We start from the raw sequence: 19,176 nt of genomic DNA on the forward strand, positions 1-19,176 counted from the left end.
AGGCCCGGTTGCGCACCATAAGAAGATCGGGGCCCCGGGCGACGGCCTGCGCCGCGCGCCCGGCGCCCCGCCACATCAGGACTTGATCGCCCAGATATTGGTCTGCGTGGCATCCGGCCCGCTGGCCGTGTTGCCGCCGCTCAGCGTGCCGCTGCCGCTCACACCGCGCGTGGCGCCGCCCGAGACGATATCGCCGGCCTTGACCACGTAGTTGTGGTTCATCGGACGCACCGAATCGAAGTGGGTGTTGGCGCTACCCGAGTACTCGGCCAGATTGGCCAGGTTCTGGGCGATGTACTGCTCGGTGTACTTCGAGCGGTTCATGTACGACGTCGGCACGCCCGGGTCGGCCAGCGCGAACATGTCCTGCATCGTGCGCACGAACGAGAAGTGGCTGTAGGCATCCGAGTCGATGACCTGCTTGGGCGCGCCCGGCTGGTTGGTCAGCAGACCGAAGATGGTCGGACCATCGCCCTTGTTGCCGCCGTTGTAGCGCGGAATCGCCGTGGTGATGCCTTCGTCCAGCGGAGCGCCGCTGGTGRCAGTACCGCCCACGTTCCAGCCGCAGCACGACGARCTGCCGAAGAAGCTCGAACCCTCGTCGAACAGCATGACGATGGCCGACCGGCGGCTGGTGTTCTGCCACACCGGCGATGCCTTGATGGTCTCCACCAGGTACTTGGCGTAGGCGTCGCCGCGCTTGATGCCCGGCACGCCCGAGGTGCAGTCCGCCACCGCCGAGCCGGTGCCGTGGATGTCATCGCACTGGTCGGGGACGATGTAGTTCAGCGCGCCCACGTCGCCGCTCTTCAGGTCATCCTCGAACTGGTGGGTGTTCCAGGTGATGCCGTGGCCCTGCGCATAGGTCTGGATGGCCGCATCCCACTGGCCGCCGCCCACGGTACGGTTCAGGTTCTTGAAGAAGTCCGGACGATTGCGCACCTCGTCGAAATTCACCGCCGGGTGGTGCTTGGTCTTGTACAGGCTGGAGATCATCGGCTCGGTGGCGCCCGCGCCGGACGTCACGTTGACGGCGGTGATGGCCGCGTTGCCGGCGCCGTCCTTGCGCGGGTCCTGGCCCGGGTCCATCGACTCGCTGTACACCCGCGTGCCCATGCCGGCGTTGTACATCGCCGTGAACAGGTTGCGGCGGCCCTTGAGGTTGTGGACCTTGGTGTCGGCGTTGCAGGCGGCCAGCGGCTGGTAGACGTCGGTCGGCTGGTTGGCGGTGTCGCCGGCCGGCAGGCAGTTCCAGGCGTTGTCGTCGGCCACGCCCCAGTCGTCGGCGCTGGCCAGCGAGATGTAGTTCGGCTCGCTGGGGTTGCCGGTGGAGAAATAGTTGGCCGCCTTGTTGCCTTCTTGGTTCAGGTACTTGTAGAAGTTCGGGTAGGCCGGATCGTCGATGGTCTGGTTGCTGTGGTTCTCGAAGACCACCACGAACAGGTGGTCGTAGCGCGGGATGCCTTCCGGGTTGAACGCAGCGTCCTGCGCAGCCTTCAGTGTGGTGACCGGATCGGTGGCGGCATCGCTGATAAAGCCACGGTCGAGGATCTTCGAGGCCAGCGTGTAGCGCCCGGCGAGCGTGTTCGACTCGGTCAGCAGCGCGGTGGCGGCGTGGGCGTCGGCCACGCTGGCCGGCAGGGCCAGCACGTCATCGGCCTTGACCGTCACATCGGCGGTGCCGCCGGTGAGGCTCAGCCGGCTGGCGATGGCGGTCTTGGCATCGGCCACCGTCAGCGATTCGGCTTCGGTCAGGCGCACCACTTCCGTCGATAACGGACTGATGACTACCTGAGCGCCATTTGCCGCCTGGTCGGCCGCGCTGCGCAGCACCAGCTTGCTGGCGACCTTGGCCGGGGCGCCGCTGGCGTCCGTGTAGGTGGCGTCCGTGCCGACCACGGCCACCAGGCTCGTGGCCGCCGTGGTCAGCGTGAAGCGGCCATCGGCGCCGGTGCGGGTGGAGGCTTCGCCGCTGTCGCACGCGCCGTTGCCGTTGGTGTCGGCACACACGGTGGCGTTGGCATAGGCGATGGGGACGATGGTCTGCTGGACGGCATCGCCCGTGCTGCTCTTGGCGTAGTCCACGCCCGTGGCGGACGATTGGGCGACGCCAGTCGGGTTCTTGATCGCCGTGCCCATCACGCTGCCGCTGACCGTGGCCGGGGTGGCGTTGGGCGTGGACGCGGCCGGGGTGCCGCCGTCATCGCCGCCGCAGGCGGTCAGCATGGCGGCTGCGGCCAGCGCCGTGAGTAACGGAACAAAGCTGTGGTGGTTTGGGTGCATTGTATTTTTGGCTCGCCGGGCTAGGGCGATATGTAGTGGGTATCGTTGGAGTGCCGCACCCAAAAGCCCGCCCCGTCGCGATGGTTCTGGCGGGTGGCCCGCCTGCGCGAGGGAGTTTTTCGACGGGGGAAAGCCGGTACGCGATTCCCTGTCATGTGTGCAGCGGCCCTGATCCTAGGAGCCAAATATGACCGTTTGATTGCTCCGGTACCACACGAAARTTACAGAAAATTTCAAGCCGGCAACCGGTTGCATGCCGCGCGCAATGCCGGGATACTGGCGCCGCCCGTTACCCATGCCGTCCCATGCACGCCTCGCCCCAATCCTTGACTACCCCGCCGCGCCAGCTTGCCACGCTGCATTTCACCGCCGAGTTGCGCGACTGGATCGTGCAGGCCTTGCAGCGCGGCGGCCGTCCGGACGAACTGGTGCGCGCGCTGGCCGCGCAGCGCTTTGCGCCGGACGTGGCGCGCGAACTGGTGGAGGCTTTCGCCCGCGTGCTGCGCGAGGGACTGCCAWTGCCGGAGGGCAGCATCACGGTGGAGCGCACCGCCCCCGCCACGGCGCCAGCCCAGCCCCGGCTGCCGCGTGCGTCGGTGCTGCACGGTGGCGACCGCGACGTACCCGTGCTATCCCGCACCGAGCGCCCCGTGGTGGCCGTGCTCGAAGGCGTGCTCAGCCATGATGAGTGCGATGCATTGATGGCGGCGGCGCGGCCTCGCCTCGCGCCATCGACCCTTGTCGATCCACGCACCGGCGAGCACATCGTGAGCCCGGACCGCACCAGCGAGGGCATGTTCTTCCGCCTGGCCGAGGCGCCGTGGCTGGCTACGCTCGACGCCCGCATTTCAGCCTTGATGCAGATGCCGATGGAGAACGGCGAGGGCTTGCAGGTGCTGCGCTACGCCCCGGGGGCGCAGAGCCGCCCGCACTTCGACTTCCTGATGCCGAACAACGCCGCCAATCGGGCGTCGATTGCGCGCAGTGGGCAGCGTGTGAGCACGATGGTGATCTACCTGAACGACGTGCCGGCGGGCGGGGAAACGCTCTTCCCCGAGATCGGCCTGTCCGTGGTGCCGCGCAAGGGCAATGCGCTGTACTTCGAGTACTGCGACGACCACGGCCAGCTAGACGGCCGCACCTTGCATGCAGCCGCCGAAGTGCTGGCCGGCGAGAAATGGGTGGCGACGAAGTGGATGCGGCAGCGGCGCTTCGTGCACGCCGCCGAAGCCGAGCGCCAGGAACTTACTCCACCCGAATCCCGCGCGCCTTGACCAGCGCCTGCCAGCGCGTCGATTCGGTGTGCAGGAAGCTCTTGAACGCCTGCGGCGTGTTGCCGACCGGATCGAGCCCGGCCTGCTGGAGCTTGGCGCGCACGGCCGGGTCCGCCACCGCCTTCTGCACCGCGTTCGCGATGGTCTGCACGCGGTCCGGCGGCGTGCCCTTGGGCACGAAGACGCCGTTCCACTCCAGCACCTCGTAGTTCGGCATGCCGCTCTCGGCCAGCGTCGGCGTATCGGGCAGCGCCTTCAGGCGCGTCTTCGAGGTCACCGCCAGCGCGCGCAGCTTGCCGCCGGTCACGTACTGGAGCGTAGAGGCCGTATTGCCGAAGTAGGACGCCACCTGGCCGCCCATCACATCGGTCAGCGCCGGCGCGCCGCCTTTGTATGGCACGTGAAGCAATTCGATCTTGCCCTGCTCGTTGAACATCTCGGCGGCCAGATGGGAACCCGTGCCAGCGCCGGCGGACGCGTAGGTCAGCTTGCCGGGCGTCTTCTTTGCGGCAGCGATGAACTCGGCCACGGTCTTGTACGGCGCGTTGATGGCCACCACGAGGATCTGGGGCGCCGTGGCGACCAGCGAGATCGGAATGAAATCGGCCGATGGGTCGAACGGCAGCTTGCGCAGCGCGCCGTTCACGGCGAAGGCCGAGGCGTCGTAGAGCACCGTGTAGCCATCCGCCGGGGCCTTCGCCACGGCGTCCGCGCCGATCACGCCGCCGGCACCCGGCTTGTTGTCGATCACCACGGTCTGGCCGAGGAGTTCGCCCACCTTCTGGGCGACGACCCGCGCGGTGTTGTCCGCCCCGCCGCCGGCCGAGTACGGCACCACCATGCGGATGGGCTTGTCCGGGAAGGCGAAAGCGGCGAGCGGCACGGCCGCAGCCAGGGTCGCCACGGCCTTGCCGAGGCGTTGCAGGGTCTTGCTCATGGTTGTCTCCGTTCTTGAGTTCTATGGACCGGCTTACGCGGCCTCGAATCCGTACAGCGYGGCGGGGTTGTCCACCAGGATGCGGCGGCGCGCCGACTCGGTGCCGGCCCAATCGGCCAGCAGGTCGAACAGCAAGGCATCGTCCGGCTTGGCGTGCGGCTCGGTGGAATGGGGCCAGTCGCTGCCCCAGACGAGCCGCTCCGGCGCCGCCTGCACCCACGCACGGGCCACCGGCGCGATGTCGGCATACCCACCGCCGGCGCCGACCATCGAATCCAGATAGGCGCCCGACAGCTTCAGCCACGCACGGCCCTCCGCCAGCAGCCTGGACACCAGCGCGAACGCCGGGTGCGCCGTGCCGCCGGGCAGCGGCAGGCGGGCCAGATGGTCGAATACCAGCGGCGTGGGCAGCCGCGCCAGCAGGTCGCCATGGGCGACGATCTGGTCGGCRGTCCAGTGCAGTTGCAGATGCCAGCCCAGTTCGGCGATGCGGTGCGCCAGCGTCTCCACCATCTCGAAGCCCACCACGGCGTGGGCCGGGGTGTACAACGAGAAGCGGATGCCCCGGATACCGCCGGCATGGAGCGTCTCCAGCGTCTCGTCGGACACATCGGGCCGCACCACCCCCACACCGCGCGTGCTGGCGATGCCAAGCTGCCGAATCGCATCGAGGGTGCAGCYGTGATCGGTGCCGTAGCAGCGGGGCTGGACGATCACCGCGCGACGCGTGCCCAGCAGCGCCTGCACGCGCCGGTAGTCCGCCACGGTGGCGTTGGCCACAGCCGGGGCGATGGCCGGGAAACGCGAGTCGTAGATATGGAGATGGGCGTCGCAGGCGTCCGGCCATGCCGTGCTGCGTGGCGCGGCGCTGGCCGAACTGTTCGGCACGGGATGGAAGCCAGCCTCGGTCTCCCCCTCAGCCACGGCCAGCCAGCCGGTCGGCCGCCTCGCGGACGGTGTCCCCGTGCTGGTCCAGCGCCGGCGCGGCAAACGGCTCCGGGCCCGGCGTGCGGCCAAACTTCACGGCGCGCGTGAAGCCGCGATAGCGGCCCACCACCGGGTGATCGAACGTCGTCACCATCTCCTCGGCCAGCACCTGCGGGAAATCGAACATGTCTTCCACCGAGCGCGCCGCCGCGCAGGGCACTTCCTCGCCGAACTCGGCCTCCCATTCCAGCGCCGACCGCTGCTGCAGGGCCGCGTGCAGCTTGGGCAGGATCTCGCCCTGATGCTGGGCGCGCTTGCGCACGCTGTCGTAGCGGTCGGTGGAGAGCAATTCCCCCAAACCCGTCTTCTCGCACAGGGCGCGCCAGAAGTGCGGGGTGTTGGCCGAGATGTAGAGATAGCCGTCCCGGGTGGGATGGATGCCGGTGATGCCGCCCGAGCGCATGTCGCGCCCCACGTCGCGCGGCTCCGAATCGGCCCAGACCATGCGGGCCGACTGCATGGTCAGCGCCGCCCGCAGCAGCGACACGCCCACGTACTGCCCCACCCCACTCTTCTCCCGCTCATAGAGCGCGGACGCCACGCCGCCCGCCACCAGCGCCGAGGCGTAGTAGTCCACCACCGAGCCGTACAGGATCTCGGGCGGCCCGCCGTGCTTGCCCTGCAGCGTGCACATGCCGGTCATGGTTTGCAGCACCTGGTCGTAGCCGGCCTTGTCCTTGAGCGGCCCGGCCTCGCCGTAGCCGGTGACCGCGCAGTAGATCAGGCGCGGATTGACGGCGGCCAACTGCGCGTAGCCGATCCCCAGCCGCCCCGGCACGCTGGGCCGGAAGTTGTGCACCAGCACGTCGGCCTCGCGCACCAGCGCCAGCAGTCGCTCCAGATCGGCCGGAGCCTTCAGGTCGAGCACCACGCCCAGCTTGCTGCGGTTCACGCCCAGGAAGGCGCGGGACTCCGTCTCCAGCGTGGACGGGTACTTGCGCAGGTTGTCGCCGACGGGCGGCTCCACCTTGATCACGTCCGCGCCCTGATCCGCCAGCAGCGAGCAGCCGTACGGCCCCGCGATATAGGCGCTCAGGTCCAGCACGCGTACGCCGCTCAGCGGACCGGGCTGTCCTGCCCGTGGCGCGCCGAAACCGCCCGCCTGGCCCTCGGTCTGGCCCTTGGTGTTGGGTTGCATACTCACTCCGAAAATTCTCTAAATACTCAATCCGCGACGATGTTCTGCTGCTTGGCCAGCGCCTTCCAGCGGGTCACATCGGCGGCAATCGTCTCGGCGAACTTCTGCGGCGTGCCGGGCGTGACCTCGGCGCCTTCCTTCAGGATCGCCTCCTTGACGGCGGGCTTGGCCAGCGCCTGATTCACCGCCGCGTTGAGCCGCGCGACAATCGCCGGCGGGGTGCCAGCCGGCGCCAGGAAGCCCCACCAGAGTTCGAACTCGTAGCCGGGCACGGCGGTGGCCATCGGCACCAGATCCGGCGCAATCGGGCTGGGCTTCAGGCTGGTGATGCCCACGGCGCGGACCTTGCCGGCGCGCACCATCGGCAGCAGCGACGGCCCGCTGGAGATCAGCAGTTGCGTCTGGTTGCCGATCAGGTCGGTCACGGCCGGGCCCATGCCCCGGTACGGCACGTGGGTGATGGCGAGCTTGCCGGCCTGCGCCTTGAGCAGTTCGGTGCCGAACTGGTTGACGCTGCCCGGGCCGGACGACGCGTAGTTGTATTTGCCCGGATTGGCGCGGATGGCGTTGACCAGCTCCTGCGGCGTCTTGGCCGGGAAGTCATTGCTGACCGCCACGATGAACGGCCCGTGGGCCACCATCGCCACCGGCGCGAAGCTCTTCACGGCGTCGAACGGCAGCTTGCTCTGGATGGCCGCGTTGGTGGTCATGCTGGAGGACACCGCGACGAGCGTGTAGCCGTCCGGCGCCGCCTTGGCCGCCAGGCCGGTGCCGGTGTTGCCGCTCGCGCCGGGGCGGTTGTCGATGACCACGGGCTGCTTCAGTTCCTCGCCGATCTCCTTGGCCACGATGCGCGCGAAGATGTCGTTCGAGCCGCCCGGCGGGTACGGCACGATCAGGGTGATGGGCTTGGAGGGGTAGGCGCCCTCGGCGACGGCCACAGCCGGCACAGAGATCGCGGCCGTTGCAGCAACCGTCAGGCCAAGGCATGCCACGGCACGCAGCGACGATGGATTCGTCATGGTGTTTGTCTCCTGTGTGTTTTTTATATAGATACTGCGGGGAATCCGATCAGGCGGCGATCAATCCAAGCTTCCGGCCAATCTCGACAATCGCCTGCGCGCGGCGCACAAACGGGGGATCGATCATCTTGCCGTCCACCACRTAGGCGCCCACGCCCTTGGCGTCCGCCTCCTCGGCAGCCACCACCACGCGCAGCGCGTGGGCGATTTCCTCGTCGGACGGCCGGTAGACTTCGTTGGCCAGCGCGATCTGGCTCGGGTGGATGCAGCTCTTGCCCAGGAAGCCCATCTGGCGGGACATCTCGGCCTCGGCGCGGAAGCCCTCGGTGTCGCGGATATTGGCGAACACCGTGTCGTAGGCATAGACATTGGCCTCGGCGGCCGCCATCCGCACGGCGAACATGGCGGAGGCAATCGCCGCCGTATTGCGTCGATGTACGCCAGCCGGCTCGAACAGGTCGCCCAGCCCAAGCTGGAGGCCCGCCACRCGCGGATGGGCGCCSGCCAGTTCGGCGGCCAGCCGCAGCGCCCGGGGCGTTTCGATATTCAGCAGCAGTCCAACCTTCGCATCACTATCGCCAAACCCATTGGCCCGTTCGGCCTGTTCGATGGCCGCCGCCGCGCGGCGCACGTCATCGGCACTTTCCGGCTTGGGCAGGTTCACCAGATGCAAACCCGGCACGACCACCGCCGCCAGATCAGCCTCGAAATGTGGCGTATCGAGACCATTGACGCGCACGATCAGCGTCTTGGTGCTGGCGCGCGTCTCGGCGGCGCGCAGCARGCCGGACAGCAGCRCCCGGGCCTCGCCCTTCTTCTCCTSGGCCACCGCGTCCTCGAGGTCGAACGACAGCGCGTCGGCATCGCTCGCCAGCGCCTTGGCGAAAAACTCGGGGCGTGAACCGGGCACGAACAGCTTGCTTCTCATGGCGAATACCGTATCTCCGTGGGGGTGACAGGCAGTGTCCGCGAACCGATGAAAAAGATAAACTATCCTTTACTACGTTCGTACATTAGAAATTCTATGGAAACCGCTTACCTGAAGGCTTTCGCGCTGGTGGTGGARACTGGCACGCTGGCGGAAGCCGCGCGGCGGCTCAATGTGACCCCGGCGGCGATCTCGCAGCAGATCCAGGTGCTGGAGCGGCAACTCGGCACCACGTTGCTGGGCCGGGCCGGCCGTACCGTGGCGCCCACCGAGTCCGGGCGACGGCTGGCGGAGCGCTGCGTGACCCTGCTGCGGGAAGTGGATGAACTGAGGGGATGGGTGAATCAGGCGGACGCCGTACGCGAACTGCGCATCGGCACGATCAACACCGCGCTGCACAGCCTGCTGCCGGACGCGCTCGCGCGGTTCGCGGCGGTGCACCCCGGGGTGTCGGTGCATATCCGCTCGGCGCTGTCCCACGAATTGTTCGATGCGGTGAAGGATGAATCACTCGATGCCGCCGTCTGCCTGCATCCGCCCTTCGCCCTTCCCAAGACCTTCGCCTGGGATTTGCTGCGGCAGGAGCCGCTGGTGGTACTGGCGCCGGCGCAGGACCGCGACGCCGATCCGCACGAACTCCTGCGCACCCGGCCCCTGATCCGCTATGACCGCAGCCTGGGCGGCGGCAAGCAGGCCAGCGACTACCTGCGCCGGGCCGGCATCACGCCCGCGCAGGAGCGCTTCGAGCTGAGTTCGCTGCTGGCCATCGCCATGATGGTGGACCGTGGGCTCGGGGTGTCGCTGGTGCCGGACATCGCCTCGCCGCTGACCGCCGGGCTCCATATCGCCAAGCTCCATCTGCCGATCGAGCCGGAGCCGCGCCGCTTCGGCCTGCTATGGCGCCGGACGTCGCCCGGGGCCAGCGTGATCCGCTCCTTCCTCGAGCAGGCCCGGCTGGCGGCGGGTACCTGATCGCGCGACCGTGCGGCCCTGCTGGGTGATCAGCAGCCCGCTGACCACCARCGCAATCGACACCAGCAACGACCCCGACGGCCACTGGCGACCCACCAGCAGTTCCAGCACCGCCGCCGYCACCGGCCCCAGCGCCTGGAAGCCGACGACCCGGCTCGCTTCCAGCCGCGTCAGCGCCCAGAGCCAGCAAAAGTACCCCACGCCGCTGGACAGCCCGATAAACGCGACATGCCCCCACTGCCTCAACGACAGGGACGGCCACAGCGGCTGCCCGGTCGTCGCGCAGAGCGCCAGCAGGAACACCACCGCCGCGCACATCGCCAGCACGCTGGTCGGCAAGGCGGGATAGCGCTGCAGCAAGGGCCGAACCAACAGGCTGCTCACGGCGCCGATCACGGTCGCCCCGATCAGCGCGGCCATCGCACCAAGGTGTGTGCCGCCGCCGGTGCCACCGAGGGGCGCCCCATGCAGCAACACCGCCACGCCCGAGACGGCGCAAACCAGCCCCGTCAGCTTGGGCAGGCTGAACGCCTCCTGCCCGCTCAGCACGGCCAGCAGCATCGTGAACAGCGGCATGGTCGAGAAAACCAGCGCGCAGGTGGCGGCCGAGAGCACGCCGAGCGCGTGGTTCAGCAGCACGATCAGCACGGCGAACTGGCACACGCCCAGCCCGGCGAGCACCGCCGCATCCTTCCGGGCAAAGCGGGTGCGGGTCCGGGYGCGCATGCCGAGCCAGGCCGGCCCGATCAGCACGCACAGGCCAATCAGATAGCGCAGGAAGGCCARCGTGGCYGGCGACGCATCGGCMGACACCGCCCGGGTCGACACCATCGCCGCGCCCACCAGAATGCCAGTCAGCGCGGCCGCGACGATGGCCGAGGGGTCGCCCCTCACAGATCCCGCGCCCAGATCTGACCGACAAGATCCTTGCCGAAACTGTGGTGGGCCTCCTCCTCCACGAGCGTGAAGCCGGCCTTTTCGTAGATCTTGCGSGCGTCGGTSAGGATGTCGTTGGTCCACAGCATCATCCGCTTGTAGCCCACCCCGCGCGCGAAGCGCAGGCACTCATCCACCAGCCGATGGCCGATACCCAGCCCGCGCGCGCTGGCATCCACATAGAGCATGCGTAGCTGGGCGGTCTCCGCGTCATGCCGCACGACGAACACCGAACCCACCGCCTTGCCGTCCTTCTCCGCAATCCAGCAGCGCTCGGCGCTCGGGTCGTAGTCGCGCAGGTACTTGGCGACGATCTCCGCCACCAGCGCCTCGAACTCGCTATTCCAGCCGTACTCGCGCGTGTACAGCACCGCCTGCTGGCGCACGACCCAGCCCATGTCGCCCGCCTGCGGGTCACGCAGGATGTAGCTCGGGGTCGATTCGCCGAGCAGGGCTTCGATCTGCGTCATGGCGTCCACCAGTTGCTGCTGGGTGGACTCGGTCATGCGGCCCAGCATCGCGGTCACCTCGTTGCGCGAGGCCAGGTTCAGTACCTCGAAGGTGGCCCGGCCGGCATCGGTCAGCGCCAGCTCGCTGACGCGGGCATCGGCCTGCGAGCGGGTCTTGGCGACCAGCCCCTGCTTCTCGAAACCGGCGATCACCCGGCTCAGGTAGCCGGCGTTCAGGCCCAGTTCGCGGCACAGGTCGGACGAGGTCAGGCCCGTGCGATGGGCCAGCTCGTAGAGGATCCGGGCTTCGGTGAGAGAAAACTCGCTTTCCAGCAGATGCTCGTGCAGCAGGCCGATCTGGCGGGTGTAGAAGCGATTGAAGCGGCGCACGGTTTCGGCGCGCGCAAGAACTTGCGGATTGGGAGACATGTCGGGGACGATTTATTTGCCTGAGGCAAATTATTTGTTGCCTCAGGCAAATAAATCAAGAAATTCCGATGGACGCGCTCAGTCCCTCGCGCCCAGTTTCAACACCAGCGCCAATTGGAGCGCGGTAGCGGCCACCGTATCCACCTCCGGCACATGCTCGTGACGAATCCAGTGCAGCGCCACGTGGATGATGCCGCCCGCCACGCCGGCCAGCAGCATCGGATCGGGCTCGGGCGCACCCGGCAGCAGCGTCCGGGCGAGCAGTCCGCCGAATTCGCGCAGGGACCGCCCCAGCGCCTCGTCCACCAACCGGCTCACGCCCCGGATCTCCACCAGGAACACCCGGGCCGAGCGGGGCTCGCACTGCAATGTGCCGAAATAAGCACGCAGGATAGCCAGCGCGCGATGCTCGCCATCGCCCCCGGCATCCTCGCCCGCCTGTTCGATGCGCAACAGCAACCGGTGCGTGACCGTTTCAAACGAAGCCAGCAGCAACGCTTCGCTATTGGCGAACGATTCGTAGAAGTAACGCTCGGTCAGGCCGGCGGCTTCGCACACGGCCTTGACCGTGGCGTTCTGGTAGCCGCGCTCGCCGTAGACCTGCACGGCAGCGGCAATCAGCTGGGCGCGKCGCTGGGCGCGCCGCTCTTCGGCTTCGGCGCCGCGATAGCGGCGGGCGGGGATCAGCTCGGCAGTCATGGGCGCCAGTATGACATTCCCTATTGTCAGATGGCGTCTGACAACCTATGTTGTCAGAACTCCCAAGATCCGGATGCCCGTCATGACCGCCCCCACTCCCGATGACGCAGTCCTCGATGTCCTGATCGTCGGCGCCGGCCTGTCCGGCATCGGCGCCGCCCGCCAGCTCCAGCAGCGCTGCCCCGACAAGCGCTTCGCCATCCTCGAAGCCCGCGACACCCTGGGCGGCACCTGGGACCTGTTCCGCTATCCCGGCATCCGCTCCGACTCGGACATGTACACGCTCGGCTACCGCTTCAAGCCGTGGCGCGGCGCCAAGGCCATTGCGGACGGCCCGTCCATCCTCAGCTACATCCAGGAAACCGCCGAGGAAGCCGGCATCACGCCCCACATCCGCTTCGGCCACAAGGTGGTGGGCGCGGCGTGGGACAGCCGCGACGCCTGCTGGACCATCGACGCCGAACGTGCGCAAAACACCACTCCGGCCGTCCGCGTGCGGCTGCGCGCCCGCTTCCTCTACGTCTGCGCCGGCTACTACAGCTATGCCGAGGGGCACCGCCCCGCCTTCCCGGGCGAGGAAACCTTCCGGGGCCAGATGGTGCACCCGCARTTCTGGGATCCGTCGATCGACTATGCCGATAAGCGCGTGGTGGTGATCGGCAGCGGCGCCACCGCCGTGACGCTGGTGCCGGCCATGGCCGACACCGCCGCGCACGTGACCATGCTCCAGCGCTCGCCCACCTATATCGTGACCCGCCCCGGCGAGGACGCCATCGCCAACAAGCTGCGGCGCCTGCTGCCGGAGCGGCTGGCCTACCGCGCCACGCGCTGGAAAAACGTGCTGCTGGGGATGTTCTTCTTCCAGCTCGCCCGCCGCCGGCCCGAGAAGGTCAAGCAGCGGCTGGTCAGCATGGCCGCCGCGCAGCTCCAGCCGGGCTTCGACGCCGCCACGCACCTGACCCCGCGCTACAACCCGTGGGACCAGCGCGTCTGTCTGGTGCCCGATGGCGACCTGTTCCAGTCGATCCGTAACGGCCGCGCCTCCATCGTCACCGATCAGATCGAACGCTTTACCGAAGATGGCATCGTGCTGAAGTCCGGCSAGACGCTGCCGGCCGATCTGGTGGTGGTGGCCACCGGGCTCAAGCTGAACATGCTCGGGGACATCGCCGTCCATGTGGATGGCCAGCCGCGCCGGCCGTCCGAGCTGCTCGCCTACAAGGGCATGATGCTGAGCAACGTGCCGAACCTGGTGCTGGCTTTCGGCTACACCAATGCGTCCTGGACGCTGAAGGCCGACCTGACCGCCGAGTACGTCTGCCGGCTGCTCAAGTACATGGATCACCACGGCCATCGCTACGCCCTGCCGCAGGTGGACCCGGACGTGCAGCGCGTGCCCTTCCTCGATTTCAGTTCCGGCTACGTGCAGCGCGCCGCCGCCGTGCTGCCGCGCCAGGGCCACCGCAAGCCGTGGCGCGTGTATCAGAATTATCTGATGGACATGCTGACGATCCGCCATGGCCGCATCGACGATGGCGTGCTCCGCTTCGACACCACGCAGGCCACCACGATGCCCACCCAAGACCCCCTCGCCGAAGCCCAATCATGAATGCCTTGCTGATTTTCGTACTCGTCATAGCGATAGTGGTGCTGGTACCGCTGGCGCTGCTGTTCCTGTTCACCTGGCGCACGGCACGCAAGATCGAGGCGGCCCTGCCGCCCACCGGCCGGTTCGTCGAGGTGCCCGGCGCCCGCCTGCACGTGGTGGAGCGTGGCGAGGGGCAGCCAGTGCTGCTGGTGCACGGCCTGGCCGGTCAGCTCGCCAATTTCGACTACGGCATGATCGCGCCGCTGGCGCGTGACTTCCGCGTGATTGCGGTCGACCGCCCCGGCGCCGGCTACTCCACCCGCACGCCCGGCGCCCCGGCGGACCTGCGCGCGCAGGCCGACACGCTCGCCGCGCTGATTGACCATCTCGGGCTGGAGCAGCCGCTGGTGGTCGGCCATTCGCTCGGCGGCGCCATCGCGCTGGCGCTGGCCACCTATCACCCGGCGCGCGTGGGCGGGCTGGCGTTGATCGCCCCGCTCACCCATCCGCCCGAGGTGGTCTCGCCGGTGTTCAAGGCGATGGCCATGCAGAGCGCGCTGATGCGCAAGCTGATCGCCTGGACGCTGCTGATTCCGATGTCGATCCGCAACCGCGAGCAGGTCATGGAGGTCGTCTTCGGCCCGGACGCGGCGCCAGCGGACTTCCCCACGCGCGGCGGCGGCCTGCTGGGGCTGCGGCCCGGCCATTTCCTCGGGGCGTCCGAAGACCTGCACGGCGTGGCGCACAGCCTGCCGCCGCTGCTGCCCACCTATGGCGATCTGAAGATGCCGGTCAGCATCCTGTTCGGCCGCGAGGACCGCATTCTCGATTACCGCGAGAACGGCGAGGCGCTGGTCGCCAAGCTGCCGGCAGCCCGGCTGACATTGGTGGCCGGCGGGCATATGCTGCCGGTGACGGCCGTCGAGGCCAGTGTTGATTTCGTGCGTAACGCCGCCGCCAGCCTGCGCGCGGCGGTGCCCGCCTGACCTTCCTGCCCGTGATGACCGAGGAGCCTGCCATGGCCAGTTCCGCTTCCCCCTCTCCCGCCCCCTCGACTGCGTCCGATCCCTACCAGCGCGACCTGCTCACCGCCTTCCGCGCCGTGCGCAAACTGCTGGCGGACGGCAACGACACCGAGCAGGTCTTCCTCATCATGCGGGCGCTGAACGGCCCCGCCATGCCGAAGAACTACCGCCGCCTGCTCAGTACGCGGCAGGGGCGGCGGCTGGCCTACCAGCGCATCGAACTGGCCGAGCGGCTCACCGACCCGGCCTTTATCGCCAGCTTCGCGCCGGGCACGGTGGGCGCTGCCTATCGGCAATTTCTGGAAAAGACCGGCTATAGCGCCGATGGACTGGCCAAGGTGTCGAACCTGAACCAGGAGCCGGTGATGGAGGACGCCTATCTGTGGTTTGGGCGCCGCACGCGGGACATCCACGACATCTGGCACGTCCTGACCGGCTATCGCGCCGATGAGAGCCTGGGCGAGGCGGCGCTGGTGGCCTTCAGCTACGCCCAGACCGGCGGCACCGGCTGGGCCTTCATCGCCGTGGCCGCCGCCCTGAAAAGCCTGCGCGTCTCGCGCAGCACGGCCTTCGCCCGCGCTGTGCTGGAAGGCTACCGCCGGGGCCGCCGTGCCGGCTGGCTGCTGGGGGAAGACTACGAAACCCTGCTGCACGAGCCGATGGACGCGGCGCGCGCCCGGCTCGGGATTGCCGAACCGGCGCGCTACCTGGCCTGCAACCCGGCGCAGGCCTGGACAGCGTAACGAKCCGCCGATTTATGGCGTCGGCTGCACAATCGCCATGCCGACATTGCCCCTGCCCGAGGCGAATGGGCTGCCCGGCAGCGGCGTCAGCAAGCCAGTCGTCGCATTGATCTCGAATCCATACACCGGCCCCGTGTAGGACGGCGTGTAGAGGTAGCGGCCGTTCGGTTCGATCCGCAGGCGCTGGCCGGTGACGCTGGCGGGCGTGCTCCCGACACTGAAGTCGACCAACCCCGTCGCGAGATTGCGACGGAACACTTCGATGCTGTTACTCATCGAGCCAAGGACATAGGCGAACGAAGGCGCGAGCGCGACATCGGTCGGCCCGGCCGCGGCCGTCGGGAAGTCCGCGACCGCCGCGACCATCCCAGTGCTGGTGTCGATCAGGCCGATGCCGAGCGAATTGCTGAAAAGGTTCGCGAAGAACAGGGAACGGCCATCGGCAGACACGGCGCCCCCGCCCGGCCGGGCGCCAAGGCTCGGCGCGGTGTTCGGCGTGGACAGGACACCGGTCATCGCATCGAAAGGCATGCTCCAGAGCAGGTCCGGCATGGCGTTCATCGCGTAGACATACTGGCCGTCCGGGGACACGGTGAGCCCCGTCGTGGCACTCGACATGCCGCTCGGCTGCGTGGTCGAAGGCGTCAGCGCGTACGTCGCGGCGTCGATGCCATACGTTGCCACGGATACGAGCCCACCAACAAACAGCCACTTGCCGGACGGGTGCATGGCGATAACCTCCGGACCCGGCAGGGTCAGGGCCGTCGCCCCGGGGATGGCCGCCAGCGCGCCGGTGACCGGGTCCAGCCGGAATCCGACGACCGTGCTGTTGTCCCCCGCTATCGCATAGCCCACCAGTCCCGAGGGCAGGAAGGCGATGTCGTTGATCTGGTTCACGCTCGGGAACGGACTGTTGGGCACGGCGGCCAGCACGCCGGTATTCGGATCGATCCGATAGACCGAAATCGTCAGATCGATGTTATTGGGCACCACCACGAACTGCGCCTGCACGCAGGTAATCGCCACGTTGGTGACGTTGGCGGCGGCGATGGTGCCGCTGCCGTTCTGCACCGTGCAGGTCTGGCCGGCCGGCTGGGCGAACACGGTGACGTTGTAGGGCGTGGCATCGGCCAGCCCGCTGGAGACGGTGAAGGCGCCGTTGGCGCTGACAACCGCCGTATCCCCATTCACGCCGGAAAGCGTCAGGCTCTTGCCCGCCGCCAGCCCGGTGACCGTACCGCCGACGCTGTAGGTAGGCGGCGGCGCGGTCGGACGCGCCAGCGCGGCGTTGGCGCACAGGCGAGTGCCCGTGGGGGCGTCCGCGCAGGCGGCCAGCACGGCCGAGCCGGCCAGCCTGGCCGAGGACGGGCTGCTGACCTGTGCCGAATGGCCGTCCGCCGCTGCCGTCACGGGGAAGGTGGCGTCGCCGGTGGTCCACGACCAGTTGGTCAGGTCGGCGATCCCATCGACCCCATCCGAGCGGCGTACGGCTGCGGTCACGGTCTGSGCCGCCGCGCCAGCGGTCAGGGTCAGGTTTGCCGGCGACAGGGTCAGCGTGTATGACTTGGCCGGCGCTGCCTGCACCACGAGATGGGTGACCGAGGTAGCGCGGCTGCCATCGGCMARCGTCGCCGTGGCGGTGATATCGACTTTCCCGGCATTCCGGGTCTGCACGGTGGCGTAGGTACCGACAAAGACCGAGGCCGAAACACCCGTCGGCGCCTTGTCCGAAGCCGCCGTGACTACGGCGACCGATTCATCGGAAGACGTCCAGGCAAAGCTGGCGCCTTTGACCTCGCTCCCATCGGCGGCCAGCAAGGTCGCCTTGAGCGTCAAGCTGCTGCCAGCCACCGGCGCGCCGCTGGTGGTGTCGACCACCACCTTGGTCGCCGCTGGCGTGGCCGAGGGGGCCGGCGCGGCCTTGTCATCGGAACCGCAGGCGGTGAGCACCGCAGCGGCAAGCAAGGCAATGCCGAGCGCGCGTGCGCCGGCAGGAAGACGAAGGAACATGGAACCCGACCCCGTAATGTGATTGGAATGGTTTGATCCGACTGGCCTATGGCGCCGGCTGGACAATCGCCATGGCAGCGTTGACGTTGCCCGTGGCGAACGGACTGCCTGGCACCGGTGTCAGCGCGCCGCTGCCTGCATCGATGGCGAAGCCGTACAGCGTGCCGTTGAGGGACGGCGTGTACAGGAAGCGCCCGTTCGGCTCGATCCGCAGACGCTGGCCGCTGATGCTGGCGGGCGTGATGGCGAGCGGCAAGGGGCCAAACATGGGGTCGATCCGCATCGTCTGGATATTGTTGCTCCCTGWACCRAGKACATAGACAAAYTGGCCCGACGGCGTGACAGCGACGTCGATGGGACGCGACACCCCAATCAGCATGTCCATGACGCTCGTAATCGCCCCTGTGGCATCGAGCGTGCAGCTACCGAAGCTATTGGTGCCCATGTTGGCGAAGTACAGCGCGCTGCCATCGCGTGACAGGGCCGTYCCCATCGGCCGTGAGCCAAGCGATGATCGGGTGTAGGCGAACGTAAGGGAGCCCGTCGCCACACTGACGGGAGCGTGCCACAACGCGTCCGTCGCGATGCTCGTGGCATAGACGTTCTGCCCGTCGGCGGACACCGCGACCCCGCCCGCACTGGCCGATCCGCCTGGGGACAGGCTTGACGTCAACTCCGCGGCTTGCGTCACGGGATTGATGGCAAAGCTCGCCAGCGTACCTAGGCCGCCGACATAGAGATGCCGGCCTGTCGGATCCACCGCGACGACCTGAGGCGCGAGCGGCGTCGGGGCACTCGCCGCCGCAATCATGGTCAGCCTGCCGGTGGCGGCATCCAGCTGGAAGGGGACGATCGTGTTGTTATCCACCATCACCGCATAGCCCACCCGGCCGGACGGCAGGAAGGCGATGTCGTTGACCTGGTTCACCGTCGGGAACGGGCTGTCCGGCACGGCGGCCAGCGCGCCGGTAACGGGGTCGATCCGATAGACCGACAGGGTCCGGTCTCCGCGGTTGGCCACTACCACGAACTGGGCCTGCACGCAGGTGATCGCCACGTTGGTGACGTTGGCGGCGGCGATGGTGCCGCTGCCATTCTGGACGGCACAGGTCTGGCCGGCAGGCTGGCCGGACACCGTGACGCTGTAGGCCGAGGCGGCGGCCAGCGCGGTGGGCAGCGTGAAGGCGCCGTCGGCACTGATCGCCAGCGAATCGCCATTGGGGCCTGCCAGCAGCAGGCTCTTGCCAGCCGCCAGGCCGGACACCGTGCCACCCACGGTGTAGGTGGGCGGCGGCGGCGTGGCCGGGCGAGCCAGCGCGGCATTGGCGCATAGGCGGGTGCCGGTGGGGGCATCCGCGCAGGCTGCCAGCACGGCGGAGCCGGCCAACGTGGCCGACGAAGGGCTGCTGACCTGTGCCGAGTGGCCGTCCGCTGCTGCCGTCACGGGGAAGGTGGCATCACCGGTGGCCCACGTCCAGTTGGTCAGGTCGGCGATCCCATCGACACCATCCGAACGCCGTACGGCTGCCGTTACCGTCTGCGCCGCTGCGCCAGCCGTCACGGTCAGGTTCGACGGCGACAGCGTCAGCGTGTACGACTTCGCCGGCGCTGCCTGCACGACCAGATGGGTGACCGAGGTCGCTCGGCTGCCATTGGCCAGTGTGGCCGTGGCGGTGATATCGACTTCCCCGGCGTTCCGGGTCTCCACCGTGGCATAGGTGCCGACGAACACCGAGGCCGAGACCCCCGTCGGCGC

At 68.4% G+C, this 19,176-nt stretch carries 16 protein-coding genes; 5 read left to right on the forward strand and 11 right to left on the reverse strand.

The genetic code is table 11. The features are described from left to right. Positions 1-75: 75 nt before the first annotated feature. Positions 76-2,226: an alkaline phosphatase family protein gene (locus tag AB4Z27_RS15895; RefSeq protein ID WP_441644803.1), complete on the reverse strand. Its 2,151-nt coding sequence runs from the start codon at positions 2,224-2,226 to the stop codon at positions 76-78. Positions 2,227-2,609: 383 nt separating this feature from the next. Here AB4Z27_RS15895 and AB4Z27_RS15900 point away from each other — a divergent pair, with 383 nt between their 5' ends. Continuing rightward, positions 2,610-3,557, forward strand: a complete 948-nt coding sequence (locus AB4Z27_RS15900; protein WP_441644804.1) for a 2OG-Fe(II) oxygenase — start codon at positions 2,610-2,612, stop codon at positions 3,555-3,557. Here the strand turns inward: AB4Z27_RS15900 and AB4Z27_RS15905 are convergent. The 5 genes from AB4Z27_RS15905 to AB4Z27_RS15925 are packed head-to-tail and all read right to left on the reverse strand — an operon-like array spanning position 3,529 to position 8,569. Next, positions 3,529-4,494, reverse strand: coding sequence for a tripartite tricarboxylate transporter substrate binding protein (locus tag AB4Z27_RS15905; protein ID WP_092296436.1), 966 nt, complete (start codon positions 4,492-4,494; stop codon positions 3,529-3,531). The genes AB4Z27_RS15900 and AB4Z27_RS15905 overlap by 29 nt on opposite strands. A 33-nt stretch (positions 4,495-4,527) precedes the next feature. After that, complete coding sequence (locus AB4Z27_RS15910) at positions 4,528-5,382, reverse strand: amidohydrolase family protein (RefSeq protein WP_441644810.1); 855 nt, start codon at positions 5,380-5,382, stop codon at positions 4,528-4,530. A gap of 28 nt (positions 5,383-5,410) precedes the next feature. Continuing rightward, a complete protein-coding gene (locus tag AB4Z27_RS15915) occupies positions 5,411-6,619 on the reverse strand; it encodes a CaiB/BaiF CoA transferase family protein (protein ID WP_092296439.1) in 1,209 nt (402 codons plus the stop codon). A 26-nt stretch (positions 6,620-6,645) separates the two neighbouring features. Then, positions 6,646-7,641 carry a tripartite tricarboxylate transporter substrate binding protein gene (locus tag AB4Z27_RS15920; RefSeq protein WP_092296442.1) on the reverse strand — a complete coding sequence of 332 codons (996 nt, stop codon included), beginning with the start codon at positions 7,639-7,641 and terminating at the stop codon, positions 6,646-6,648. A gap of 49 nt (positions 7,642-7,690) precedes the next feature. Continuing rightward, positions 7,691-8,569, reverse strand: coding sequence for an HpcH/HpaI aldolase/citrate lyase family protein (locus tag AB4Z27_RS15925; RefSeq protein WP_441644805.1), 879 nt, complete (start codon positions 8,567-8,569; stop codon positions 7,691-7,693). Between the two features lie 96 nt (positions 8,570-8,665). Between AB4Z27_RS15925 and AB4Z27_RS15930 the strand changes: the two genes are divergently transcribed. Beyond that, on the forward strand, positions 8,666-9,541 hold the full coding sequence (locus tag AB4Z27_RS15930; RefSeq protein WP_092296448.1) for a LysR substrate-binding domain-containing protein: 876 nt from the start codon (positions 8,666-8,668) through the stop codon (positions 9,539-9,541). Here AB4Z27_RS15930 and AB4Z27_RS15935 read toward each other — a convergent pair. The 3 genes from AB4Z27_RS15935 to AB4Z27_RS15945 form a co-directional block, all read right to left on the reverse strand. Next, on the reverse strand, positions 9,464-10,435 hold the full coding sequence (locus AB4Z27_RS15935) for a DMT family transporter (RefSeq protein ID WP_441644806.1): 972 nt from the start codon (positions 10,433-10,435) through the stop codon (positions 9,464-9,466). The two genes, AB4Z27_RS15930 and AB4Z27_RS15935, sit on opposite strands and share 78 nt — an antisense overlap. Continuing rightward, a complete protein-coding gene (locus tag AB4Z27_RS15940; protein WP_092296451.1) occupies positions 10,432-11,355 on the reverse strand; it encodes a bifunctional helix-turn-helix transcriptional regulator/GNAT family N-acetyltransferase in 924 nt (307 codons plus the stop codon). Before AB4Z27_RS15940 ends, AB4Z27_RS15935 begins: the two co-directional genes overlap by 4 nt. A gap of 78 nt (positions 11,356-11,433) precedes the next feature. Continuing rightward, positions 11,434-12,063 (reverse strand): TetR/AcrR family transcriptional regulator, encoded by a 630-nt coding sequence (locus tag AB4Z27_RS15945; protein WP_441644811.1) that lies wholly within the window; start codon positions 12,061-12,063, stop codon positions 11,434-11,436. Between the two features lie 73 nt (positions 12,064-12,136). On the opposite strand from AB4Z27_RS15945, the gene AB4Z27_RS15950 reads away from it, so the two are divergent. The 3 genes from AB4Z27_RS15950 to AB4Z27_RS15960 are packed head-to-tail and all read left to right on the forward strand — an operon-like array spanning position 12,137 to position 15,410. Continuing rightward, entirely contained in the window at positions 12,137-13,663 is a 1,527-nt protein-coding gene (locus AB4Z27_RS15950; RefSeq protein WP_441644807.1) for a flavin-containing monooxygenase, read from the forward strand. After that, the gene (locus tag AB4Z27_RS15955) at positions 13,660-14,628 is read left to right on the forward strand and encodes an alpha/beta fold hydrolase (protein WP_441593170.1); all 969 of its coding nucleotides are present in this window, start codon (positions 13,660-13,662) and stop codon (positions 14,626-14,628) included. Before AB4Z27_RS15950 ends, AB4Z27_RS15955 begins: the two co-directional genes overlap by 4 nt. A 32-nt stretch (positions 14,629-14,660) precedes the next feature. After that, positions 14,661-15,410 carry a Coq4 family protein gene (locus AB4Z27_RS15960; RefSeq protein WP_092296463.1) on the forward strand — a complete coding sequence of 250 codons (750 nt, stop codon included), beginning with the start codon at positions 14,661-14,663 and terminating at the stop codon, positions 15,408-15,410. A gap of 12 nt (positions 15,411-15,422) precedes the next feature. On the opposite strand, the gene AB4Z27_RS15965 is transcribed toward AB4Z27_RS15960, so the two are convergent. Together AB4Z27_RS15965 and AB4Z27_RS15970 are read right to left on the reverse strand one after the other, a co-directional pair. Further along, positions 15,423-17,420 (reverse strand): lactonase family protein, encoded by a 1,998-nt coding sequence (locus AB4Z27_RS15965; RefSeq protein ID WP_441644808.1) that lies wholly within the window; start codon positions 17,418-17,420, stop codon positions 15,423-15,425. A 46-nt stretch (positions 17,421-17,466) separates the two neighbouring features. After that, on the reverse strand, positions 17,467-19,176 hold a 1,710-nt coding region (locus AB4Z27_RS15970), incomplete at its 5' end, for a lactonase family protein (RefSeq protein ID WP_441644809.1).

The sequence above is a fragment of the Cupriavidus sp. KB_39 genome (genome assembly GCF_052114485.1).
GTDB lineage: Bacteria > Pseudomonadota > Gammaproteobacteria > Burkholderiales > Burkholderiaceae > Cupriavidus.

Coding starts and splice junctions, on each gene's coding strand:
- AB4Z27_RS15905 (WP_092296436.1), bottom strand. CDS start 4,494: ATGAGCAAGACCCTGCAACGCCTCGGCAAGGCCGTGGCGACCCTGGCT.
- AB4Z27_RS15915 (WP_092296439.1), bottom strand. CDS start 6,619: ATGCAACCCAACACCAAGGGCCAGACCGAGGGCCAGGCGGGCGGTTTC.
- AB4Z27_RS15920 (WP_092296442.1), bottom strand. CDS start 7,641: ATGACGAATCCATCGTCGCTGCGTGCCGTGGCATGCCTTGGCCTGACG.
- AB4Z27_RS15955 (WP_441593170.1), top strand. CDS start 13,660: ATGAATGCCTTGCTGATTTTCGTACTCGTCATAGCGATAGTGGTGCTG.
- AB4Z27_RS15960 (WP_092296463.1), top strand. CDS start 14,661: ATGGCCAGTTCCGCTTCCCCCTCTCCCGCCCCCTCGACTGCGTCCGAT.